Source organism: Novosphingobium marinum, assembly GCF_013408095.1.
GTDB lineage: Bacteria > Pseudomonadota > Alphaproteobacteria > Sphingomonadales > Sphingomonadaceae > Novosphingobium > Novosphingobium marinum.
In genome coordinates, this window is record NZ_JACBZF010000012.1 from 17,265 (window position 1) to 40,150 (window position 22,886).

A 22,886-nucleotide genomic window follows, 5' to 3' on the forward strand; every position below is an offset into this window, starting at 1 on the left:
GCATAGGACCTCCTATCTCCGCCCGGCAGCCAGCGCGTTTGCCAGCCCTTCCAGATTGGCCACTGCTTCGCGGAACGCATCGAAAGCTCCGGCGCGGTAAAGTGGAGCCTTGCCCCAGCTGGCCCAGTATACCGCATCACCCCGTCTTACTGCCGGGCCCTTGACGATCTCGCGCTCAAATTCCGCAAATTGAGTGATGGCGCTTTCCAGTTCCGTGAGCGGAGGTTCTTCCCAGTTGCGGAAGTCGCCATATCGCGCAGCAGCCTTGAGCGGCATGACGACCTCATCCAAGGTCCAGTCGTCTTTCGTTTCGGCAAAGCGAAGGTCATCCCCTTCAGTCGCCAGTCTTGTTGGCCGATCGAATGCCATCACTCGCGCATTGCGAAACCCATTGTAGGTCATGATCCAGCTATGATCGAAGAACGTCTCTCGCAGGGCATCACGGTCATACTTCAGGAACAGCGGTTGCATCCCTCTAAACCTCCAGCACCTTCATCACCTCGTCGCCGAGGTGGTTGACGACTTTCACCGCCACACGCCCATCGACCGGCCTGGCGAAGGGGCGTGACCGGGTGCGATTGAGCGAATCCCAGGCATCCTGATCCACTTCCGCTTTCAAAGTGGTTTTCAATGCCTTGTAGGGATCACTCGCGCCGGGGAAGTAGGCGTGGCGGACGAAGAAGCTTTCGTAGTTGTAGTCAGTGTCGATGAACCACACGGCGATATCGTCGGCATCGCCGCTTTCGATCTGGCCGCCCTTGTACATGTCGACGCCCAGCACCTCGATGCTGACCATGTCGTCACCCTCGTCGTGGACAGCGATGTCGGGTTCGCCGAAGACGGTGAACAGATTGCCCGCGCCGGTATTGGCGAGGTCCGGCATGTGGAGGTCGGGGTTGATGCGCGCCTGCAGGACGGTGAGCGGGCCCATCTTGGTCAGTTCGCCCGCATGGGCATCGAAGTTGAAGGCGGCAGCGATAAGAAGGTCGAAGCCCGCATCCATAGCTTCGCGCGCGGCGGCGGTGAGGGCAGGGCGCGAGACGGTGCCGTATTCCGGGCCGACGAATACTGCTGCGCGGCGGGTGTCGCCGGCCTCGGTTTCTTCCTCGTCGTGTGCCTCGGTAAGAGATTTCTGGCGCACGGTGCCCTCGGCAATGATGAATTCGCCGGGCCACAGTTTCATGGTTTCGAACACCAGCCTGTCGTCCTTGGCACGCTGCTGGACGCCGGAACGTTTGAGGTTGTCGAGCACCATCTCGGCGAAGTCGGCGCGTTCGCCGCTCTTATTGTTCTTCGCCCTGCCTTCGGCCGCCTCGATCTCGTCGAACAGACTGTCGTCCACGTCCACGGCGGGCACGCGGTGGGGGCTGAGGCTTTCGACCGTGAAGGGGCCGGCCACGCGGACGCGGGACTTGTCCTCGTAAGGCTGGTCGTAGAGGTATTCGGTGTCGGCCTTGGCGGCAATGCTGGCGTCGATTTCCTGCTGGCGTTCGATGCGCAACTTCCACCATTCGGCATGGAGTTTCTCGCATTCGGGATCGTTCCATGGATCGACCGGATGCTCGGGCAGCGTTTCAAGCGTGTAGTCGCGTTCCATCGCCTCGTTGACGGCACCCAGCCATTTGGTGCGGGTCGCCGGGCTGGCGCTTTCGTTGCGGGCCTTATCCAGCGCTTTGGCGGCATCGTCAGGCCACGGCGCGCCGGGTTCGCGCGGCATGGTCCATTCCTCGAACGGCGGCAGGTCGGGATCGGAGCCGTCACGCCCGCGCATGGCGTTGATCTCGGCGCGCAGGGGTTCGAGCTTTTCCTGATACTCCTCCCAGATCGTGTCGATCTCGGCGTTGTTGGCGATGCTCTTGAGCGTGATGTGCGGCACGCGCTTGTAGACGAAGCCCTGGCGGATGCGGCCCTGCGTCGGCGTGTCGCGCGGCGGGGTGCGAGTGACATCGCCTTCCTTCACCTGCCCCTCGCGGCTGTCGGCGAGCAGATACCAGGGATAGCGCGCGCCCATGATCCGCGCACGGGCGAGCGCGAGCGCGACCCGGCTCGTGTCGATCGTGATCCACCGCCGCCCCCACTGCTCGGCAACGTAGGCGGTGGTGCCCGATCCACAGGTGGGATCAAGCACCAGATCGCCGGGATCGGTGGTCATCAGGATGCAGCGTTCGACGACTCGACCCGCTGTTTGAACGATGTAGAGCTTATCCTCGCCGGAGAATCCGGCGATCGCGGTATCATCCCACTGGGTGGTAATTGGAACGACCGGATAATCCTCAACATACCGCTTATAGTTCGGAAGAGAGCCGGTCAGTATCAGCCGATCGGCCTTAATCAGGTTCGCGATGCCAGGCATCGTCGTTTTCCAATTGTGGTTGGACCCACTATGAAAGCTACGACCTTGGTATTCGAACGCGCCGGTTGTGTTGGCCCTCACCCCTTGAGAACGAAGGTTTTGCGCAGATACGACGCTCCATCCGTCCTCTAATCGCGTCCAATCTTGGGTTTCGTCGCGGGTCATGCGACGCCAGACTCCAGTGCCGCGCTCCTCTGCGATGTTGTAGCTCGCAAGCTGGTTTGATTTTTCGCTGAAGAGCTGACGGTATTTGACCTGCGTTAGGTCTTTGGCATACCAAAGGATGAAATCTCCGCTGGTGGGCAGAAGAGAGGCGGAAGTCGCGGTAGTTTTGGCAAAAGCGATTTGTGCGGCAAAGTTCTCCTCGCCGAAAATTTCGTCCAACAGCGCACGGATCCGATGGATGTTTTCGTCTGAAATCTGGACGAAGACGCTGCCGCTCTCGGTCAGGAGGTCGCGGGCCACGGTCAGGCGATCACGCAGATAGGTGAGGTAGGAGTGGATGCCGTCCGCCCAGGTGTCGCGGAAGGCCTTCACCTGCTCGGGCTCGCGGGTCAGGTGGTCGGCCTTGCCGTCCTTCACATCGCGTGAAGTGGTGGACCACTGGAAGTTGGAGTTGAACTTGATGCCATAGGGCGGGTCGATATAGATGCACTGCACCTGGCCCTTCAGCCCCTCGCGCTCGGCCAGCGATGCCATCACCTTCAGCCCGTCGCCCAGGATCATGCGGTTCGACCAGTGCTGGTCGTGCGCGTAGAACTCGGTCCGTGCCTCCGGATCGACACCGTTGAAATCGGCGAAGAGGTCGGGCGCGTCATCGGGTTCGTCGCGCTGGCTGGCGCGTTTCAGATCCTCGATCAGCGCCTTGGGATGGATCTTCTCCTGAATGTAGAGCGGCGGCGCCTCGACCACGAGGTCCGACCAGTCCGCCACATCCTTTCCCCGCCACACCAGCTGCGGATCGAGATCGCGATTGCGCCGCTCGTAGGCGACCTCGATCGGCCGCTTGGTCTCGGCATCGACGAAGGTTTCCAGCTCCGCCGTGGGCGCGTTCTTGCGGGTCGCCTCGTCATGGGTGAGCGTTTCGACGCGGAGGGGTTTTTTGGGTGAGCGGGCCATTAGTTGTCGTCTTTCTTGCGGGCGGCTGTGCTTTTCGGGGCGGGAAGAGCGAGCGCACCCTGCGGATGGGATAGTCTGTCGAGCATGGAAACCAGTGCAGGCGGAGACATTTGCCGGTTCAAATCGGCCAGTTCGCGCACAAGCCGAATACGCGTTTTGAGATTGCCGAGCGCAATTGCATCCGTCTTCTGATCGGTTTCGCGCACCTGCGCGGCTACCAGTTCCGCCTGCGCGAGGATGAGCTGAACTTCAGCCTCCAGCTTCTCGTTTTCCAGCCCCTTCTGGCGGAGGCGCTGGCGGAGGTGTTCCAGTGCATCGGCGCTCATCGAACCGGCAGTTTCACGAACGCTGGCTCCGGTTTTGACATCGATGACTGTATCGAGCAGCTGGTCCATCGCCTTGGCCAGCTTCTTGCGGAATTTGGTCTGCTGCTTCCGGTCTTCCTCGTCGTGATGGTCGACGAGTCGATCAGGATGCGCAATTTGCGCAGTCTTGCGGCCGGATGCGATCTGCGCGCGCACCTCCAGGAAGGTTTCGAGGATGAGATCGGTCGCTTCCAGCGCCGCGTCGGAGTTCAGGACGGTGGCAAGTCGCGCAATGCCGAGCATGGTGTAGACCATGGGGGCATATCTCCGTCCACCGTGGCCGGAACTTGAGGTCACAGATTGTGATCTCAAGTTTTCGAACTCTTCCTCACTCAACCGGAAGCAATGCTTGTCGGTAAATTTTTTCGGATTACGGGATACTGCCTGATTGAGCGCTCCTGTCGTCACGCCGAAATACTCGGCGACGACTGCGTCGAGCATGACGGGTTCGCTGCGAACGACGATTATCGAGGTGGAGGTCATACCTGCCACCCCGACTTGAGATCACAACCCGTGATGTCAAAATCCCTCATGCCGCGCCCTCCCCGCGCCCAAACTGCTCGATCCACTCGGAAATCACCCGCTCAAGCTCGGTCTGCATCGTCCATTTCTCGGTAAATTCGGCGAAGGCCCAGCGGCCACAAGTGCCGAGGTTGTTCACCCCCGGCACCCAGTAGCTGTGCATGGTATCGGCCTTGTCTTTGGCGTCCTCATTGCGGAAGCCCTTGATTTCGACCACGAGGTTAAGCGGATCATCCGGGCCGTTGCCATCGTCGATTTTGAGGATGAAATCGGGGCGATAGCGGCGCGCCTCTCCGCCAGCACGATAAGGCACCTCAAAACCGAGATTGTGGTTCTTCACCCAGGCCAGCACACGCGGATGGCTGTCCGCCACGCGGCAAAATTCCAGCTCCCAGTCGCTGTCGGCGATGGCGTAGTTGACGTGGCAGTTCGGCCCGGTCTCATAGCGATCCTGGCTGGTGTTGAAGCCGACATGCGAAGTCGAGCCTTCGCGGTTGTAGGGATCGAGCATGGCGATAACGCGGTTGCCGCCCTCCTCGCCGCGGGTGATGGCCCGTTTGATCCGCTCGGCAACCCGGTCAGCAATATCGTAATAGAGCAATTGCGCGGGCTGCGTATTGCCCTTGCACACCAGATGCTCGGCCATCCAGCGGCGCACGATCTTGCGCATTTCCATGACCAGCGCGGGGTTGGCCACCTCGCCATCGCCAGTGAAGTGACGCTGCACAATACGATTGGCGAGCTTGAAGACGATCTCCGTCTGCCGTTTGGCGGCCAGGTGATCGAGATTGAAGTCCGCGGTCTCGCCGATGATGCCGGAATTGATCGTCTCGGTCGCACCGACCAGATCGGGGGTGAGTTCCAATGTGGACTCGTCATTGAATTGGGCGCTCAGCGTGTCGCGGGGCAATTCGGTACGGTAGCCCTCCACGCGAGGAAAACGGATTTCGGCATCGTCGCGTTCGGGGCTGATCGCCTCGACCCGGACCATCGGCGGGGGCGGCTTGATATTGGCCTGCACGGCCTGCGCAGTGAAATCGAAGGGGATGCCGAAAATGTCGGCATATTCGACCGCGAACTTCTTCTCCGCATCCGCCTGATAGGAAACGCGGCGCAGCGCGCGACCGATCACCTGTTCGCACAGCAACTGCGTGCCAAAGGCCCGCACGCCCAGAACATGGGTAACGGTGTTCGCGTCCCACCCCTCGGTCAGCATGGAAACCGAAACAACACAGCGGATCGCCTCACCCAGCTGGCCGGGGCGGCCGACCGTGTTCATGACCTCGCGCAGGATGGCGGTATCATCGATCTTCTCCGCCGCAGCGCGATCGCCGGTACGCTGGATCAGCTCGTCCTTGAACCGCTCGATCTCGCTTTCGGCGGCGGATTTGAATTCCGCGCTGATCCCCTCACCACTTTCGATCTGCTGGCTGTCAATCAAAAGCGTGCGCATCTTCGGTAGCGCTACGCCATCAGGGTCGAAGTTGCGGAACAGCTCGCACTTCCCGGCGACCAGCTGACTGCCGCCATCCTTCGTCGGCACTTCGTAACCGGCGATATAGTCGTGCACGAGCTTGCTGGTGGCGGTGTTGTTACAGACCACGATGAAGACCGGCTCGACACCCAGGCCGCTGGCTTTCCATGCATCGAAGGTCTTCACATAGTGGCCGTAAAGCGCGTCGATGGCCGAGAGCAGTTCATTGGGCAGCTTCTGCGGATCGTCGAAGCCCGATTTGCCGCGTCCTTTCTTGGGCAACTTCTTGCCGATATGTTCCCACAGATTGCGGAACATCGGCATTTCGCCCTGCTCGACATTGTCGATGATCGGCACGCGCGGCAGTTTGACGATGCCGCATTCGATAGCGTCCATCAGGCTGAAATCGCTCATCACCCACCCGAACAGCGAGCCTTCGCGATAACCTGAACCCTTGAGGAAGAACGGCGTGGCCGACAGGTCATAGACCATGTTGATGCCCAGCGTGCGCTTCACCGCCTCCAGCCCGCTGATCCACAGTCGCGCGGCCTCGTTATTCTCTTTCGCCTCGGCCTTGTCGTCGCCCTTGAGCTGCTTTTCCTCTTCCTCGGTCAGCGGGCGCTCGCGGTAACAGTGATGCGCCTCGTCATTGAGGACGACCACGTTCTTCATGCCCAGAAGCGGCCCGGCCACCCGGCGCAACATGGAGCCATCGCTTTCGGGCTTTGTTGTTGTCGCCAGCGCTGCCTCTTGAACCTTGTTGAGGCTCATCTCGTCCTTCTTCTTGAAGGAATGGTAATTGGTGATGACGATCTTGGCCTGCCCCAGATCGCGCAGCATGTCTTCGGGCACCATCTGGCGCGTGGGATAATAGCTTTCGGGATCGTTGGGCTGGAGCACCCGCAGGCGATCCTTGATCGTGATGCCGGGTGCGACAATCAGGAAGCCCCTGGTAAACCGCTTCGCATTGGGATGGCGCACGGCATTGAGCGTGTGCCAGGCAATCAGCATCGCCATCACGGTGGTCTTGCCCGCACCCGTCGCCAGCTTGAGCGCGAGACGCATCAATTCGGGGTTGGAGGCCGCGTTCGCCGCCTCAAGATGGGTCCAAAAACGGCGCCCCTGTTGCGATGATTTGGGCGCTACTTCGGTTAGCCAGATAACCGTCTCTACCGCCTCGATCTGGCAGAAGAACGGCGGTAAAGGCATCTCACCCGAACGCCAGTGACGCAGCAGCCGCGCGGTGGTAGGCGTAACCTGCCACTGGCTTTCCGGCAGATTGCGCCAGCTTTCCACGGCGGAACGGATGCCATTGATCGTTTCAGTCGGGTTGTATTCCTGGCCTCCCTCGCCCTTGAGAAAGTCCTCTTGTTCTGGAGAAATCCTTTTTCCGCGCGTCGTTTTGGCCTTTGGGATCGGTGTTGTCAGATCACTGCGCCGTCTCCCGGCTTCGATAACGCCCGTTGGTTGTCCACCCTCGCCCAGCTGCCAGTGCCGGTCAGGCACCGCATAGGGTGAATTAAGGATCGGGGACTCGAAGAAGGCTTCACTGCTCACCTGTTCATCACCTTTTCTATATCCTGCCACTCATGCGCGTGGCTGACGTCATGGTTCGCCATGCCTCGCGTCGCCGCGATGTCCGAATAGAGGAAATCGCGCAGAAAGAAGCTCTTCGACAAACGAGTGCGGCCGAGATCTTCGATGGCTTTGACGGTAGCTGGCTTCTTCATGAGTTTTCTCTTCCATCGGATTGCGACAGTTCCGGTCGCACGTCGCCCAATGCCCCCTGCCCCGCCGCCAGCCTTTCCCGCATCATTTCACGCAGATCCTCCGGAGCGACGATGGCAACATCACCGCCCCAGGTGAACAGGTGCTCGGCCAGTTCGCGCAGTCCGCCGGAGTGGAAGCGTACCAGTAGCTCGCCGCCCTCCTCTTCCTCGAACACCTGCGCCGGATGGAAGCGCCATTCGCGGGCGCGCGGCGCCGCTTCGGGACAAACGCGTAAGACGATATCATGCCCGTCCTCACGCCAGATGCCGAAGCTACGACCCATCCACGCATCGAGGTCCCAATCCTCGGCCGCGCAACCGGGCTGGTTGCTGATGCGCACTGCGCTCATCCGGTCGAGGCGGTAAGGCACCGGTTCGCGCTCGCTGCCGGGTATTTGGCCGATCAGATAGGTGACTGGCCCGTGGATCAGCCCCGCCGGGATCACCCGCCGCCAGCTGGCCTCGCTCGCGCCGTCGCGCAGATAGTCGAACTCGACGCAGGCACCCGCCATGATCGCGCCCTGCACCTGCGCCAGAACCTCGTGCGAAACGGTGAGCGCGGGACCGGCGGGGACGTGGTGGCGCTGAAGTCGCACCAGCGGCTCGAGATCGGGGTCGAGCCGGCGCTTTTCGCGATCATCCAGCGCGCCCTTTACCTTCTCGGCCAGACTTTCCAGCAACGGTGCCTGTGCAGCGCCGGAGCGGCGCGCAGCAGCGGCGGCTTCCTGCACGGCAGCAATTTCGGCAGCGTTGGGGCGGGTGAACACGCGGCGCAGGCTGCCGACGATGCGGAAGCGCTTGCGGCGGTCGTCTGCCAGTTCCTCGAGGTCGAAATGCAAGCGGATCACGTCGCGCAGCCGTTCCGCGGTGCGGCGGTCGGCCCCGATCGTCTCGGCCATCTCGTCCAGCGTCAGCCCGTCGGAGGTATCGTGGAGCGCGTTGACCAGCGTCAGCAGCCGATCCAGCTTTGCCATGCGCGCCATGAATGCACTGCCCTTCTCTCCGTTCGCCCCCTGCGACCGGATTTGTCGCACCATGCATGGAGCAAGTGGGTAAGAAAAGGTTTAAGTCACAGCACTATCCATTTCGGCACAATAATTTCTGCACAACTTGGCGAGGTGCCGAACAATCGCATTTTCTTCGAGCGATGCGTCAATCGTCGCAATAGCAAGCCGCTCACTACCGCCAGCCATGCCGAACGGCTTGCGCATCCCGCATGGCTGGCCCGGCACCTCCGGGTAAAGCAGCATCAGCTCGCGCGTGGGATAGAGCCGCGCATAGGCCATCAGCTGATAGACATCAGCCTGGCTGACCCCATGCTTGCGGTCGAGCGGATCGCGGGCCAGCTTCTTCCACTTGGTGTCGATGATCGCCAGCACCTCGCCGCGACGGCGCAGGATAATGTCGGGCCGGGTACGGAACACCTCGCCGCTCTCCAGATGCTCGCCGGTGAAAGCGCCCAGGCAGGCGCGGTGTCCGCCCTGATCGACCACCTCCACCCCACTGCCCGCCAGCGCCTTACGCATCATGGCGGCGACGTATTTCTCGAACAGGTCGTTCATCGGGAACAACAGCGTCAGCCCCTCGGGCGCGCTGGCCGCATGATGGGTGGCCTGCCAGTCGCGTCGCAGCAACAGCTGGGCGAGGCGGTAGAGGCTTTCCCAGCGGCGATTGGTGCGGTCGATCCGTACTTCTTTCCACGGCAGGCGGTTCACCGGCACGAGCGGGATTTCAGCAAGCACATGACGCAATTCGTCCAGCTTGCGCCGGGTTTCGGGCGAGCGGGCGTGTTTCCCCAGAGTAACGACCGCTGCGGCCATCACCCGCATCAGCGGCTTATCGGCATCGAGCTGGTCGAAACGGCAGGCGAGCCGGTCTGGCCGAACGGCATTGCGGGTGAACTGGCGCGTCACGTCGAGCCGCCCGCGCAGGGCCGGCAGATCGTCCTCGCACTGGCGATAGAGCCGGGGCAGGCCGCGCCGCACCTCGGCCAGCAGTTTGTCGGCAAAGGCGCGGATCAGCACTTCGAGCAGCGTGTGGTTCTGCCGATGGATCGCCGCCTCGCCTCCCAGGTCCAGATCGAGGCCAAGCGCGACATCGAGCATCCGTACCAGGCGGCGGCGGACAGACTGGGCTTGCTCGTCTTCGGCGGCGTCGGGATCGACCTTGGGCAGGATTTCCAGGCTGCACCCCCTGGCTGCCACCATGCCGACCATCTGCCGCGCCACGATCCGGTCGCGGTGATAGACGAGGATGTTGGTCCCGTCGCGATGGGCAAGCGGGTGGCCGCAGGCGGCGGCTTGCAGGGCATCGGCCTGCGCGCGGGTGAACCCGCCCTCCCCCAGCTTCACTTGGCCCCATTCGCGGACGGTGAAATTGCTCACGGCGCGCCAGCCTCCGGATCGGCGGCGTCCGGCGCAGGGGCAACCTTGCCCGACACGAGGCGGTGGTAGGCGCCCTCGTCGAACTCCTTGCGTACGCGCCACGATTTCATCGGATCGCCCTCGCCCAGCGGATCCTCGATGGTCTCGCAAGCCAGGAAATTGCCGCCCCGATCCTTCTCTCCCAGCACGGCGGCGAGTCGGTTCCAGTCGTCGAAGAAATATTCCTGCAGCAGCGGAATGACCTTGTCGCGCATCACGGCATCAACCTGTGCCTTGGTCTCGCAACCGATGAAGAAGGCGTGCCCGATCCGGTGATCGCGATCGACCAGATATTCGATGCGCCTGTTCATCGCGTCCAGCACAGCGGCGAGCGGCAAGCCGGTGTCAGCCTCCGCCTTTTGGAACGCCTCGACCGAGGTATCCGGCGCCATCTCCTCGAACCGGAACCGCCGCCGCAGCGCGGTGTCGAGCAGTGCGATCGAACGGTCAGCGGTGTTCATCGTGCCGATGATGTGGAGATTGGACGGAACCGAGAAGTCATCCCCGGAATAGGGCAATTTGACGCTCAGGGCGTTTTCCTGCCCGGCACGCTTGTCAGGCTCCAGCAGCGTAATCAGTTCCCCGAAGACCTTGGAGACATTGGCGCGGTTGATCTCGTCAATCACGAGCACATAGGGTTCCGGTTCGCCGCTGGTCGCCACGGCATCGCCGCCCGATGCGACAATCTGTTCCAGCGCGTCCCACACCACCTGACGGCTCTGCATCTGATAGGCGGAGACCTGACTCAGCTGCTTGCGGTAAATACGCTCGCGCGGCAGGCTTTCGTCGCTGTGCCACAACCAGCGGACATTCCGGCGATGGTTGTACTCGCCGCCCGGCCCCGGCTCGAACCGGTAGTCGCCGGTGACTTCGGCGATGGCGCGAAACTTCATGTTTCCGTCGGAAATCACGATCAGCGAGCCGATCTCCATATTCGTGCGAAAAGTGTAGATTTGCGACATGTTCGGGTCGTTGCCGTGCGCATCGGGATGATCCTGTCTCCAGCGGCGCTTGATAGCTTCCCAATCATCATATTCCGGAGACGACCAGTCGACATCGCCGCCCCAGCCCAGCACGACGTAGCCCCCGTCCAATGCGCCCTGATAAATCGCGTCGTCTTCGGAGGCCCAGCTGCGCCCCAACGACATCTTGAAGATCTTCCGCGAACCATCGAAGGGCGGAAGATCCTGCGTCAGCGCCCGGCCCCGGTTCTCACCGGCGACCTTGGCCATTTCCTTGAAGACGCCATCTCGGGGGACGAGCGAGAAGCCGGTGCCACCGCCGTCCCCCTGTTCATCGGTTTCGGCCTGTTGCGGCCGCAATCCCTCCACGAAATCCTCATAGCTGAAGTTCTGGTGGAAGGTGACGAAACCGATGCGTCCCTTGCGCGATAGTGAGCGGTAGAGGTCCATCAGCTCATCGCGATCGGCAGGCACAGCCTCCCCGCACAAGCGCACTGCTTCGGCAGCAGTGCGATAGGTCTTGCCAGTGCCTGGCGGGCCATATAGGATAAGATTGGTCGGTTGCGGCATAGCGGGTTTTGCCTTCTCGCTGGCAGGTTGTTCTTCGATTGCTGGTTCAGTCTGGTCGGGCAGGCGCTTCTGGCAGGTCTCCCAGATGAAGCCTTGCACATCCCACAAATGGCGTGGCGCCCAGCCCCATTCCTCGTCCATCACACACATCATCTCGCGCGCCATCGCCGTGACGGTCTGCTGTTCTTCACGCGATAACGGTGCATTCGCGAAGGCGGGGCGGCCAAGTAAGGCACGCGCGGCATTGTCCGTGGGCATCGAGCGGATCGCCAGCACTGTCTCCGGATCGACCAGCGCGCGCAGCATGGTCGGAAACATCCGGCTCTCGGCATAGGGGTTGCTAGGCAGGTCCCCGCGCATGTGAGGCCAAACGATATCGAGAAAAGCCATGATGCCATCCGTGGCATCCTCGGCCCGTGCAAGTCTGCCCGCGGCCGCACTGACCAGTCCCGGTTGCGCTTCCTCCGCATTGTCGACGACCTTCTGGGCTCGCCAGTCGATCAGGTTGCAGAACAACTGCGTGCGCCCCGCCAGCAATTCGATCATCGCTGCGCCTAGTTCCGCATCGGGCCGGTCCTGCATGGCGGCCAACAGGCGCTGGGCCTCATCGATCAAGGCCTGTTTGTAATCGCCCTCGTTGGAAGCGAAACTGGGGGTGTCGGCAAAATTGGTGAAGTCGGGATGGAGGGAGAGAAAGGCTAGTTTCAGCCGTTCGAGAACGGCCATATCCAGACCAATGCCGCCACCCTGAAGAGCAAACCGATAGCGGATGGTCGAGCTCGGCTTATCGCTGCCAATCGGGCTGTGGCGATCCACCAAGCTGACCTTGGCTCGCTCGGCGAACGCCTTGCCCTCAAGCACAGAACAGACCGCAGGCAATGCGTTTTGTAGACCCATTGCACTATGCACATCGCCGGAAATGATCTCAATGGATGCCTCGCCTTTGTGACGGGCTGGTTCGATATAATTCCGGATCACGAAAATGCGGATACGATCCGCCTGACTCTGCGGGGGTGGCGAGGCATTCGGAAGATTCCCACCGACGATTTTCAGACCCAGGCGCGCCAGATGCTCGCGCGCATTCTTCCCATCGCACGTCTCACTGGTCCGGGCCACTTCTCCTGGCATTCGAGCATAGGCCGCCCCAAAGATTGCTTTGGATGGATAGCGACGGCTGCCGACCTCCACTTCGTAGGTAATGTTGCGGTCGGCAAAACCATACTTGTCCATGAAACTGGCACGACCAATGCGGTCGAACTCTTTTATGGTGTCCAGCACCGCATCGACGTCAGGTCTGCTCACTTGCTCCCTTCCTCCGCCACCCAGGCGAGTGTGTTCACGAGCCGCAGGTGATCGACGCTTTTAGCGTCGAGTTCCAGGAACTTCGGGTTGGCCAGCACCAGCGCCAGCGTGCGGGCGCGGCTGATGGCGACGTTGATGCGGTTCTTCGAATAGAAGAATTCGACATGGCGGGGCAGGTCGTCCGGGGTGGAAGTGGCCAGCGATACGATCACAACCTCGGCCTCCTGCCCCTGGAACTTGTCGACCGTGCCGACACGCGCGCCATCCGGCAATGCGGCGGCCAGCGCGTTCACCTGCATATTGTAGGGCGCGACGATCAGGATGTTCTCCAACCCAATCGTGCCGGTTTCGCCCTTCCGGTCCGTGAACTTTGTACCAATCAGGTTTTCAGCCAATTCCTTCACCCGCGCTACTTCGGCATCGCAGCGCTGGCCGCAGCCCGTGTGGTCCATCGCCACGAAACGGATGCCGTTTTCGGCGAGCACGGGATCGTGACCGGGTTTCAGATGCAGGCGCTGGCGCGCGCAATCAGGGTGAGCTGTCAATCGCCCGTCATAGACCGCATCCGAAATGAAACCGCAGATCGACGGATGCATCCGCCAGCTGGTATCAAGCAATATGCCGCAATCGGGTGCGACGGTCGCCTCCCCCTGCAGCAGGTAGTCGAGTGCGGATAGCCCGCTCTCCCCCGGATGCGCGCCCTGAATGGGCTGGGCCAGCTGCATCTGGTCGCCCACCAGCACGATGTTCTTCGCGGCAGACCCCATCGCCAGCAGATGCCCGAGCGATACCTGCCCGGCCTCATCGACAAACAGATAATCGAACTCCTGGTCGAAGCTGTCATCGGCGAAAAGCCAGGCCGTGCCGCCGACCAGATCGGGATGGTAATCATGCACGTCGGACGAGCTTTCCACATCGGTGATGATCCGGCCATTGAGGCGTTGCTCATCATTGCCGCGCGTGCATTTCTTGACGCCGGTGAACGACAGGCCGGTTTCCTCCGCCACCTCTTCCACCTTGGCGAGAAGGTTGTTGATCGCCTTGTGGCTGTTGCTCGATACACCCACACGCTTGCCCGCCGCGATCAGCGAGCAGATGACATGCGCGCTGGTGTAGGTCTTTCCCGTTCCCGGTGGTCCCTGGATGAACAGCGTGGTGCGATCCATAGCCAGGCAACGCAGAGTGGCCGCCTCCACCAGCGTTTCGCCCTCGCGCACCAGTGGTCCGCCCTGCCAATCGAGCAGGCGCGGTTTTTCGCGTTCGATCAGATCGAGCAAGGCGCGATAGGGCTGCTCGCCCTCCACAGCGTCAACCGCCCCGCCCTCTTCATCGATCCCGGCCCAGGCCATCGCCACCCGGCGCACCGCCGCGACAAGGATCGCATTGGGCACGGTCGGCTCGGGAATCAGCGAACCGTCCTGCGGCCAGATGCCCTGCGCGTTGTTCCCGCGCTTGATCTCGACCGTCCCCGCCTCGCAGTCGAGCGCGGTGATCGTGCCGACCCTCTGAATGCTCGGCGCGTGCAGCACGACCGTGCCTTCGCGCAGCTTGGTCTCCTGCGGCGGGAAGCGATAGCTGGAAATGGTGCTGCGCTTTTCCGGGCGCTGCCACACGCCATCGGCATCCGGGTCCGGCACGATGCCACCGATGCATTCGTTGTCCTCTGCCAGCTCGTCGGGTTCACGCTCGCAACGGTCGAACATGGCCCAGAAGGCCGGCTTGTCCGCCCGGCGGTGGAATTGCGTCAGATGGCCGACCAGCGCCCTGGTCTCCTGCGTGGTGGGTGTTGCGCCTGCCTCAATCGCGGCAATCAACCGCGCGGCACGCCGTTCCGCTTCCTCGCGCGCTTCAGCTTTCTCGTCAGGGACAGCGGTGGCGGGGCCAACTTGGCGCCAGGGCAGATCGTCCATCCGCAGTTCGACCAGCCAGTCGCGCAGCGCCTCGGTATTCTCGCAATCGACCTTGTTGTATTCGAGGATTCCGTCGAGGATCTGCTGCTCGCCGCTCGCCTGCCAGCTCTTGTATTCGACAACCGACTGGTCGGCCTTGGTCACATCGCCCTGCCGCGCATCGGCGAAGAAGATCTCCATCGTTTTCAGCGAGAGATTGTCCTCGCTGGTGCGGATCGCCTGCCGCAGCACGCCGTAGAGATCGACGAAACGCCGCTGGCGCAGGAGATTGTCGAGCAGCTCTTCCCGGCTCGCATGAAGCGTGGAGAGGCGACGCAGCGCGGTGATTTCATAGGGCGCGTAGTGATAGACATGCGCGCCGGGGTGCACCTCCAGATGGTCGGCCATCCAGTCCATGGTGCTCTCGAAGGCGGCGCGCTCATCGGCGTGGTTATGACCCCAGCGGAAGCGGAATTCGGGCCGCGAACCATTGCGGTAATGCACGCCCCACAAATAATCGAGCCCGCCTTCCTCCAGCGGATCGCCTTCCAGATCGAAGAACAGGTCGGCCGGCTCGGGCTCAGGGAGATTGGCAAAGCCCCTCCCCTCTTCCAGCGGCAGCGGTTCAACCACCGGAGCCCCACCCTGCCAGCGGGGCATCTGGAGTCGCGCCTGCGCGCGCAACTTGTCGAGCGTTGCCGGGGCCATGCGCGGAATGCGCGCGTCATCGGGCAGAGCGGCGAGCTGCGCCACCGTGGTCACATCGCCAGCGCGCAGCTTCTCGACCTGCGGCTTGCCGATGCCGCAGACGCGCGAAAGGTGGTCTTCGGCTTCCCACACCCCGGCGCAATGGTCACGCCAGGGGCACAGGCCGCAGGCGCCGCAGGGCTCGGGCGACGTGTTCTCTGCCCCGGCATCCACGAAGGCGAGATAGCGCGTGATGGCAGCGCCCAGCACCTTGTCGAAATCGACCAGGCGGAAACTTTCCCGCCGGCCATCGCCCAGCTGCACGTGTACCCGGCGTGGCTCACGGCCCTGAATGGCGGCGATCAGCCGCGCATAGAGGCCCAACTGCACGATATGGCTAGCCTTGGCCGAACGGGCGAGCTTGGTGTCGACCGGCTCATAGGACCATGCGCCAAGGTCCGATGGTTCCTCCACCCGGATCAGGAAATCGGCAAAACCACTCCACGGGGGCTGGAGGAAGGCGGCCTGAAAGATCGCCGGCGCGCCGCCTTCCATCGCTTCGCGCGTCAGCCGGGCGCGGGTCTCCAGCGAGCCGTCACCGGGAATCTCGACCAGACCGCCCTGCCCCGCCAGCTTCTCGCGGTAATCCTCCTCATGCGCGAGGCCCGCCTGCTGGACCAGCTCGCCCATAGCATCGTCCTCGGCCTGCGCGGGCGCAGCAGCAGGATCGCGCAACTTGGCCAGATCAAGCGTGGTCGCGTGGGCACAGCCGAGGTAACGGACGAGGTCGGAAGGCGAATGCAGAATCTGGCTATCATACTGGCGCATAGGGCGAATCTCCTGATGCACCGGTTATGTGTGAGAGCCACGACAGAAACGGTCGTATGTTGGGAATTGTGGGTGAGACGTAACTCACTGCCACATTGAGCGTTGCAACCAATCCGCCGGAAAGCCCATCCCGGCAACGTCACCTGTCGGATGAGTGACAACAAGCGTTTTCACATCTGCCATCCAGGTCGAGTTCGGTGCCACGCTTCGAATGATGTGGCCAATTGTTACCAGAGCATTGTAGAGCTTTGCCGGGGCCTGTGTAGCCGACTGGTCAAGCGTATCCCGTAAATCTATCGGTTTCTGGGCCAGTTTGGGCGGGGCGAGAAACCCCCGATTCCATAACCGACCATGGTGGGCACAGATGTTCCGAATGTCGGTGATATGGCGCGCGAAAGGGACCAGAACAGCCTCTGGCAATCCGAGAGGTCTTGCGATGGCGTTTCGCAATGACCGATCCGCAAGGCCAGAATACCATCGTGATAACTGACCAAAGGAAATCATTTCCGCCACCATCCACACCGGCGGAACCGCAGGCACATCGTATGTATCCCTGTAATGTTTTATATAGGTCTCACGCGAATATCCGACCTCTCCTGCAAGCTTGCCCAAGCTTTGGGAATTATATAGATGACTCCCGAACGCATTAGCCATCTTCCTTCTCGGCTTTCTTGCGCTGGCGCTTCACGCGGCGAGCGACCTTCTTCGCCTGCTGGCCTTTGTCGGGAGGTCGATAGGCCATCACCTTGTCGGTTACAGCGTCGAGGATTTGTTTAATGCGCTCGGTCATTAGTCGGGCCATTCGACACGAAGGCGCTTGCCGCAAACGCCGCACCTATAGTCATCGCAGCACCCTTCCGAGCAGCCGCCGTCATCCTTCATGGATTGACCGCAGCATTGCGGAGCACGGACACTTCCGTCTGCGTTCGTCAGTGATTGCGCCAACAGCGCCTTTTCCAGTTCATTCATGCGATCAACTCCGCGTAGGTGATGCGCCGCCCGATGGCCGCGCTGAACAGCCGCTCAAGGCGCTGCATGGTGTGGTGGCTCACATCGCCATCGCCGAGCCGGAAAGCGAACTCTCCGACATAGCGGTGCAAATGCTTGGGACTGGCGTGGTGATAGACGCCGTGCAGTCCGCGCTTGAGCAGCGCAAACACGCTCTCAATGCCGTTGGTGGTTACATCGCCGCGCACATACTCGCCAGCACCGTGATTGATGCGCTCATGCTTGTAGAGCAGCCCGCCGACGCGGTTGTAGATCGCACTCTCGTCTGTGTGGATGGTCGAGCCGACTTGAACGTGGCGACTGGTGAAGCCGTTGGCATTGCGTCCAGTGACGGTATCCCTAACCTCTGCTTTAACGCGCCCGCTATCGCGTTCGCGCCCAGCGATAACGGCAGTTTTGCCGACACCGCCACGGCCCAACTTGAGCCGCTTGCTTTCGTGCTTCGCGGCCTCTTTACCGCCAATGTAGCATTCGTCGATTTCAACCGTTCCGGCGAGTTCCGTAGGATCGTTGCCGCAAGCCTCGCGGAGCCGTTGCAGCATGAACCACGCGGTCTTTTGCGTGACGCCTATCTGCGCGTGAAGCTGAACGCTGCTGATACCCTTGCGGGCCGTGACGAGCAGATACATCGCGTAAAGCCATTTGTGCAGCGGCACCTTCGAGCGCTCAAAGATGGTTCCGGTGCGGACGGTGAAGTCGAGCAGACAGGCGTTGCAGCGGTAGAAACCGCCTTTGCGCGTCCCGATGCGCTCTGCCTCGCCACAAGCGGGACAGGTGGCCCCGTCAGGCCAGCGCCGCGCCTCGAAATAGGTGCGGGCGCTTTCCTGATCGGGAAACATCTGGAACAGTTCGAACGTCGAGATGGTGGACTTGCTCACTTCAACGGCCCTTCGATCTCGCGGCGAGAGAAGATTTGGATTGAGCCGAGAAAATGATGAGTTCCCTCGACAGCTTTGTGCGCCACGCACTCAAAAAACCCGCAATCACGATGCGGGCGAGCAACGCGAAATTGTGTCACTCCTGCTGCGTGGCGATGGTCAAAAAGTGTTCCGGTCTGCATTTTCTTTCTCCTTCTATCGCAGCGGGTTATCCGCTCGATAAGAAGATAACTACCCTACCTTGTTTCGGGAGTCAAGTATATAATTCCCCAAGCTTTTGTAGAATGCGTCTCGAGCTTTGTAGTGGCTTGGATCCAGGAAACTGTGTCCATCCCCGATGAGAGCCAATTGATGCGCCCAGCTCCCTCGTAGAGCTACCTCCACGTGTTCGCATCCCCGCATGACGATCCGGCGCAGATTGCGGTCCAAGTCATAGAGAGCGGTGACCTGATCGAAGCTCGTGCCCGGCTTGAAGCGAGGGCCCGGCGTTCCCTTGGGATGCTCGAAATATAGCCAGTAGGCGCTCAAGCGGTAATAGCTGACATGGCGCAACCAGTATTCCGCTGCAGCCGGATCGGGAATTGCCATCCCCTCCGTCTGCAAATGTGAAATTTGCTGCGGGATCGTAAGGGTGGGTTTGGTATAGGGTCGGCTCATGCGGGATAATGTCTGCCCGCAAGGCGCTGAAAAGAAAAGACCCGCCCAGTGTGCATACCAAAAGGCAGAGGCCGGGCGGGTGCGATTGAGGTGGATATATCCACCGATTCCCTACAATACAATGAATATTGCACATTGCAGTAGGCAGAACGGTTGACCGCTAAGGCCGCAGACCCTTGCCCATTTGAACCTTTTCGCCTAATCCTGCCGCCAAACAGCTTCAAGGTGGCGATTCATGGCCGATCCGCATTCAATTGTGTCGCATATCGGCGATCTTGCTCAATCGGGTGAGCGAATGATCGAGCGGCTGCGGCGCAAGGCCTTTCTGCCGGAAAGCCGCAAGGGGCTCAATGTCCGCTTCGGCATTGCCGAGGCCGCGCAGTTGCTCGGCTGTTCGACCAATCGCATTCGCATGGCTGAGGATGACGGGCGCCTCCCCCCTCCCCCCGCCGGCGATAATGGCCGCAGGCTCGGTTATACGGTCGAGGACATGCTCCATATGCGCGAGGTGCTGGGCGCCTCCCCTCGCCGCTCGGCGGATGACGAGCCTACCATGATCGCGGTGCAGAATTTCAAGGGCGGCGTCGGCAAGAGCACCGTCACCACCCACCTTGCCCATTATTTCGCCGTGCAGGGATATCGTGTGCTGGTGGTCGACTGCGACAGCCAGGCGACCACCACGACGCTGTTCGGTTTCAACCCGCATTTTAACATCACGCGCGAGGAAACGCTCTACCCCTATCTCTCGATCGACCCGACGCAGGCGGACCTGCTCTATGCGGTGAAGAATACGCCCTGGCCCAATGTCGATCTGATCCCGTCGAACCTCGAACTGTTCGATGTGGAATATGAGCTGGCGGCGGCGGGCGCAGATGGGCAAAGCGTTCTGGCGGCGCGGTTTCGCAAGCTGAAACAAGGGCTTATGGACCTTGCACGCGATTATGACGTGGTCATTCTCGACCCTCCCCCTGCTCTCGGTACAATTTCGCTGGCGGTCATGCAGGCAGCCAATGCGCTGCTGGTACCGCTGGCGGCGACGACACCCGATTTCTGCTCCACCGTGCAATTCCTCTCGATGATGGATCAGGTTCTGGAACAGCTGGTCGAGGCCGGGATTGCGGTCGATTACCAGTTCGTGCGGCTGATCTGCTCCAAGTTCGACGCCAACGATCCCAGCCACGACATGGTACGCGCGATCATGGAACAGAGCTTTGGCCCTTCCCTGTTACCGGTACCGATCCTCGAAAGTGCGGAAATCAGCCATGCCGCGTTGCGGATGATGACCGTCTACGAGCTGGAGAAGCCCATCGGCACACCGCGCACCCACAAGCGCTGCCGCGCCAATCTGGACGAGGCGTTGGGCCAGGTCGAGCAACTCGTCCGCAATGGCTGGGGCCGGGTGGACGAAGTGGACGAGGAGCTGGTGGTCAATGGCTGAGAGAACACTTTCCTACGCACAGGGCCAACAGATAACGGCTTCGATCCTTCGGGAACGGACGGAAGGGAACGGCTGACATGGCCAGAAAACAGAAGGATTATCTGGCGGATTTGCTGGCGGACGATGATGGCGCAGAAGCGCAGGCGCCCTCGCCCGCCCCGGCACCGGCCGAAACAGCGCCTGCAACGCAATCCTCCGAACGCCAGCCACGCGTCCGCAGCACCACCCTGCTGGGCCGGGAAAGCGCCCTCGCCCGCGCCGCTACCGGCGAGGTTCGACAGGTCACGCAATTGCTGCTCGATCCGGCGCGGGTACGCGTATGGCCCGGAAATGCCCGCAGCTACGAGCACCTCACCGAGGAAAGCTGCCGCGAACTGATCGATTCTATCGTGGCGGAAGGCGGGCAGAAAGTCCCCGCCGTAGTGCGCCGGGTGGAAGGCGATCCCGCGTATGATTACGAGGTGATCGCAGGCACTCGGCGGCATTGGTCGATCAGCTGGCTGCGCGCCAATTCCTATCCGGACATGAAATTCGTCGCACAGGTCGCGGATCTGGATGATGAGGCCGCCTTCCGCCTTGCCGATCTGGAAAACCGCGCGCGCAAGGACGTGTCCGACCTCGAACGCGCGCGCAATTATGCCGCCGCGCTCAAGGCACATTACGGCAATCACCTCACCCGCATGGCCGAGCGGCTGAAACTGTCCAAGGGCTGGCTGTCGAAGATGCTCAAGGTGGCCAGCATTCCCGATAGCGTGATCGCCGCTTTCGCCTCGCCCGCAGAGGTGCAGCTGAAGCCCGCCTATCCGCTGGCGCAGGCGCTGGACGACAAGGACCGCGCCCCTGCGATCAAACGGGCCGCAGGTGCCATTGCGAAGGAGCAAGCGGCACTGCGCGAAAGTGGCAAGGCCGCCCTCCCCTCGCCAGAAGTCATTGCCCGCTTGCTTGCTGCCGGTCAGGACAAGACTGCGCCTGAAAAACTCGTGCTGGACGGCGCGCATGGCCGCCCTGCGGTAACGGTGCAAAGCTCCAACCGGCAGGGAGTGACCCTGCGCCTCCACGCGGGCCACGGGCTTTCCAATGAAGACCTGATCAACCGGCTGCGCGATGCGCTCTATCAGCTGGAAGACGAAGGGCGCGGATTGCAGCGGTGACCGCCCTTCCCCAGCCTCTCCACAGATGTTTCGCTGCGCGGTACTCCGCTGCGCTGCGTTTCCCCAGGGAGACACGGCGCGCTCCGCAGGTTGTTTCCCCGGGGAAACGAGAGCGATGAGCCGCGCCCGCCGCCAGTCCGTGTCCGAACAGTTCGACCTGTTCCTGCCCTATCTGGCGGACCTACCCCTGCGCGACCAGCGCGAGATGATGGAGCGGCCCTTCTTCAGCCTGGCCAAGTCCAAGCGGGTCAAGCCGATCGATTACACCAGCCCAGATGGCAAGCTGTGGGTCCACGTCAGCGCCAATCCCGATTATGGTATGGCGACGATCTGGGACGCCGACATCCTGATCTATTGCGCCAGCCAGCTGGCCGACATGGCGCGGCGCGGGGTGAACGATGTGCCGCGCAAGCTGCATATCATGCCCTATGACCTGCTGCGCGCCATCGGCAGACCCACCACGGGCCGCGCCTATGAGCTGCTGGGGCAGGCGCTGGACCGGCTCGTCTCGACCACGATCAAGACCAATATCCGCGCAGAGAACCGGAGGGAGGCGACGTTCAGCTGGCTCGATGGCTGGACACAGCTGGTAGACGAGAAGACCGAGCGCAGCCGTGGCATGACGCTGGAGCTCAGCAACTGGTTCTGGGAAGGGGTGATGATGCAGGGCGGGGTGCTCAGCATCGACCGTGCTTATTTCGACATTACCGGCGGGCGTGAGCGTTGGCTCTACCGCGTGGCACGCAAGCACGCCGGCGGGGCCGGAGAAGGGGGCTTTGCCATTTCCATGCCCGTGCTGTTTGAGAAATCGGGCGCAGAGGGGCAATATCGCCGCTTCAAGTTCGAGATGCTCAAACTGGCCGAAAAGAACGCGCTGCCGGGTTATGCTCTGGCGGTGGAGACCGCCCAGCGTGACGGCGAGCCCATGCTCCGTATGACGCGGGTGGATGGCAAGGACGGCGCGGAAGAGAGCCTTCCGAAGGTCGTCCAGGCCGTTAAGACAGCGAAAGAAGGCGAGGGGGGTGAGGACAAGACTGCACCTGTTTCCCCGGGGAAACGAGCCGCAGGAAAGTACAGCGAAGCGAAACACATCGCTCCTGAACCAGCCAAACCAGAGCCCGTTGCCGATCAGGCTGAGGTGTCGAAACTCCTGCGCTTAGCGGTTGCGGGGTTGAGCGACAAGGCCACGCGCGGCTTCATGACCGACGAAACAATCGAGCATTTGCGTGAGAAATGCCCTGGTTGGGATCTCTATGCCCTCCATGCCGATTTCGAACGCTGGGTCGATGCCGATGCCGCGCGCCTGCCCGCTAATTGGCAGAAAGCCTTTATCGGATGGGTCAAACGCCATCACGAAAAGCACAAGCATGAGCTTCGGGGTTAGGGCTGGGCGCGTGGGCCTGTCAGTAATTTTGTGCGCGAGGCCATATAGATGGAATGGAAAGGACCATCGATATGGCAATCGACAAGGATTTACTGGATCAGCTTCTG

18 protein-coding genes are annotated in these 22,886 nt (G+C 61.6%); 4 read left to right on the forward strand and 14 right to left on the reverse strand.

All coding sequences use genetic code 11. From position 1 onward, the window contains the following. Positions 1 to 12: 12 nt before the first annotated feature. Both FHS75_RS17040 and FHS75_RS17045 read right to left on the reverse strand, forming a co-directional pair. Positions 13 to 471: a hypothetical protein gene (locus FHS75_RS17040; protein WP_179408850.1), complete on the reverse strand. Its 459-nt coding sequence runs from the start codon at positions 469 to 471 to the stop codon at positions 13 to 15. Positions 472 to 475: 4 nt separating this feature from the next. Then, the gene (locus FHS75_RS17045) at positions 476 to 3,079 is read right to left on the reverse strand and encodes a site-specific DNA-methyltransferase (RefSeq protein ID WP_218845317.1); all 2,604 of its coding nucleotides are present in this window, start codon (positions 3,077 to 3,079) and stop codon (positions 476 to 478) included. Between the two features lie 12 nt (positions 3,080 to 3,091). On the opposite strand from FHS75_RS17045, the gene FHS75_RS17760 reads away from it, so the two are divergent. Then, positions 3,092 to 3,463, forward strand: coding sequence for a hypothetical protein (locus FHS75_RS17760; RefSeq protein ID WP_218845318.1), 372 nt, complete (start codon positions 3,092 to 3,094; stop codon positions 3,461 to 3,463). A gap of 8 nt (positions 3,464 to 3,471) precedes the next feature. Here the strand turns inward: FHS75_RS17760 and FHS75_RS17050 are convergent, their stop codons facing one another. The 12 genes from FHS75_RS17050 to FHS75_RS17105 all read right to left on the reverse strand — a co-directional run bounded on the left by FHS75_RS17050 (position 3,472) and on the right by FHS75_RS17105 (position 18,806). Beyond that, positions 3,472 to 4,320 (reverse strand): ORF6N domain-containing protein, encoded by an 849-nt coding sequence (locus tag FHS75_RS17050; protein ID WP_229735725.1) that lies wholly within the window; start codon positions 4,318 to 4,320, stop codon positions 3,472 to 3,474. A 46-nt stretch (positions 4,321 to 4,366) separates the two neighbouring features. Then, on the reverse strand, positions 4,367 to 7,390 hold the full coding sequence (locus FHS75_RS17055; protein ID WP_229735726.1) for a BPTD_3080 family restriction endonuclease: 3,024 nt from the start codon (positions 7,388 to 7,390) through the stop codon (positions 4,367 to 4,369). Next, the gene (locus FHS75_RS17765; RefSeq protein ID WP_218845319.1) at positions 7,387 to 7,563 is read right to left on the reverse strand and encodes a hypothetical protein; all 177 of its coding nucleotides are present in this window, start codon (positions 7,561 to 7,563) and stop codon (positions 7,387 to 7,389) included. The genes FHS75_RS17055 and FHS75_RS17765 overlap by 4 nt, the downstream gene beginning before the upstream one ends. Further along, positions 7,560 to 8,585 (reverse strand): helix-turn-helix transcriptional regulator, encoded by a 1,026-nt coding sequence (locus FHS75_RS17065; protein ID WP_179408853.1) that lies wholly within the window; start codon positions 8,583 to 8,585, stop codon positions 7,560 to 7,562. The genes FHS75_RS17765 and FHS75_RS17065 overlap by 4 nt, the downstream gene beginning before the upstream one ends. A gap of 81 nt (positions 8,586 to 8,666) precedes the next feature. Beyond that, positions 8,667 to 9,986 carry an McrC family protein gene (locus FHS75_RS17070; protein ID WP_179408854.1) on the reverse strand — a complete coding sequence of 440 codons (1,320 nt, stop codon included), beginning with the start codon at positions 9,984 to 9,986 and terminating at the stop codon, positions 8,667 to 8,669. After that, positions 9,983 to 12,859, reverse strand: a complete 2,877-nt coding sequence (locus FHS75_RS18215) for a ScoMcrA-related endonuclease (protein ID WP_179408855.1) — start codon at positions 12,857 to 12,859, stop codon at positions 9,983 to 9,985. The genes FHS75_RS17070 and FHS75_RS18215 overlap by 4 nt, the downstream gene beginning before the upstream one ends. Then, complete coding sequence (locus FHS75_RS17080; RefSeq protein ID WP_179408856.1) at positions 12,856 to 16,263, reverse strand: TM0106 family RecB-like putative nuclease; 3,408 nt, start codon at positions 16,261 to 16,263, stop codon at positions 12,856 to 12,858. Before FHS75_RS17080 ends, FHS75_RS18215 begins: the two co-directional genes overlap by 4 nt. 84 nt (positions 16,264 to 16,347) lie before the next feature. Next, on the reverse strand, positions 16,348 to 16,917 hold the full coding sequence (locus FHS75_RS17085) for an Abi family protein (RefSeq protein WP_179408857.1): 570 nt from the start codon (positions 16,915 to 16,917) through the stop codon (positions 16,348 to 16,350). Next, positions 16,910 to 17,053 carry a hypothetical protein gene (locus FHS75_RS17090; protein WP_179408858.1) on the reverse strand — a complete coding sequence of 48 codons (144 nt, stop codon included), beginning with the start codon at positions 17,051 to 17,053 and terminating at the stop codon, positions 16,910 to 16,912. Before FHS75_RS17090 ends, FHS75_RS17085 begins: the two co-directional genes overlap by 8 nt. Positions 17,054 to 17,228: 175 nt before the next feature. After that, entirely contained in the window at positions 17,229 to 18,149 is a 921-nt protein-coding gene (locus FHS75_RS17095; RefSeq protein ID WP_229735729.1) for an IS1595 family transposase, read from the reverse strand. Continuing rightward, positions 18,146 to 18,331, reverse strand: coding sequence for a hypothetical protein (locus tag FHS75_RS17100; RefSeq protein WP_179408859.1), 186 nt, complete (start codon positions 18,329 to 18,331; stop codon positions 18,146 to 18,148). The genes FHS75_RS17095 and FHS75_RS17100 overlap by 4 nt, the downstream gene beginning before the upstream one ends. Positions 18,332 to 18,380: 49 nt before the next feature. Then, positions 18,381 to 18,806, reverse strand: coding sequence for an Abi family protein (locus tag FHS75_RS17105; RefSeq protein WP_179408860.1), 426 nt, complete (start codon positions 18,804 to 18,806; stop codon positions 18,381 to 18,383). 235 nt (positions 18,807 to 19,041) lie between these two features. Here FHS75_RS17105 and FHS75_RS17110 point away from each other — a divergent pair, with 235 nt between their 5' ends. From FHS75_RS17110 to FHS75_RS17120, 3 genes are all read left to right on the forward strand, one after another. Then, complete coding sequence (locus FHS75_RS17110) at positions 19,042 to 20,244, forward strand: AAA family ATPase (protein ID WP_179408861.1); 1,203 nt, start codon at positions 19,042 to 19,044, stop codon at positions 20,242 to 20,244. Positions 20,245 to 20,321: 77 nt separating this feature from the next. Continuing rightward, the gene (locus tag FHS75_RS17115) at positions 20,322 to 21,395 is read left to right on the forward strand and encodes a ParB/RepB/Spo0J family partition protein (protein WP_179408862.1); all 1,074 of its coding nucleotides are present in this window, start codon (positions 20,322 to 20,324) and stop codon (positions 21,393 to 21,395) included. A 115-nt stretch (positions 21,396 to 21,510) separates the two neighbouring features. Further along, positions 21,511 to 22,779: a replication initiator protein A gene (locus FHS75_RS17120; protein ID WP_179408863.1), complete on the forward strand. Its 1,269-nt coding sequence runs from the start codon at positions 21,511 to 21,513 to the stop codon at positions 22,777 to 22,779. Positions 22,780 to 22,886: the final 107 nt, after the last annotated feature.

What these genes read in the sequence shown, in the direction of transcription:
- FHS75_RS17040 (WP_179408850.1), bottom strand. Translation starts at nt 471, where the DNA reads ATGCAACCGCTGTTCCTGAAGTATGACCGTGATGCCCTGCGAGAGACG.
- FHS75_RS17045 (WP_218845317.1), bottom strand. Translation starts at nt 3,079, where the DNA reads ATGATCCTGGGCGACGGGCTGAAGGTGATGGCATCGCTGGCCGAGCGC.
- FHS75_RS17050 (WP_229735725.1), bottom strand. Translation starts at nt 4,320, where the DNA reads ATGACCTCCACCTCGATAATCGTCGTTCGCAGCGAACCCGTCATGCTC.
- FHS75_RS17765 (WP_218845319.1), bottom strand. Translation starts at nt 7,563, where the DNA reads ATGAAGAAGCCAGCTACCGTCAAAGCCATCGAAGATCTCGGCCGCACT.
- FHS75_RS17065 (WP_179408853.1), bottom strand. Translation starts at nt 8,585, where the DNA reads ATGGCGCGCATGGCAAAGCTGGATCGGCTGCTGACGCTGGTCAACGCG.
- FHS75_RS17080 (WP_179408856.1), bottom strand. Translation starts at nt 16,263, where the DNA reads ATGCGCCAGTATGATAGCCAGATTCTGCATTCGCCTTCCGACCTCGTC.
- FHS75_RS17085 (WP_179408857.1), bottom strand. Translation starts at nt 16,917, where the DNA reads ATGGCTAATGCGTTCGGGAGTCATCTATATAATTCCCAAAGCTTGGGC.
- FHS75_RS17090 (WP_179408858.1), bottom strand. Translation starts at nt 17,053, where the DNA reads ATGACCGAGCGCATTAAACAAATCCTCGACGCTGTAACCGACAAGGTG.
- FHS75_RS17100 (WP_179408859.1), bottom strand. Translation starts at nt 18,331, where the DNA reads ATGCAGACCGGAACACTTTTTGACCATCGCCACGCAGCAGGAGTGACA.
- FHS75_RS17105 (WP_179408860.1), bottom strand. Translation starts at nt 18,806, where the DNA reads ATGAGCCGACCCTATACCAAACCCACCCTTACGATCCCGCAGCAAATT.
- FHS75_RS17110 (WP_179408861.1), top strand. Translation starts at nt 19,042, where the DNA reads ATGGCCGATCCGCATTCAATTGTGTCGCATATCGGCGATCTTGCTCAA.
- FHS75_RS17115 (WP_179408862.1), top strand. Translation starts at nt 20,322, where the DNA reads ATGGCCAGAAAACAGAAGGATTATCTGGCGGATTTGCTGGCGGACGAT.
- FHS75_RS17120 (WP_179408863.1), top strand. Translation starts at nt 21,511, where the DNA reads ATGAGCCGCGCCCGCCGCCAGTCCGTGTCCGAACAGTTCGACCTGTTC.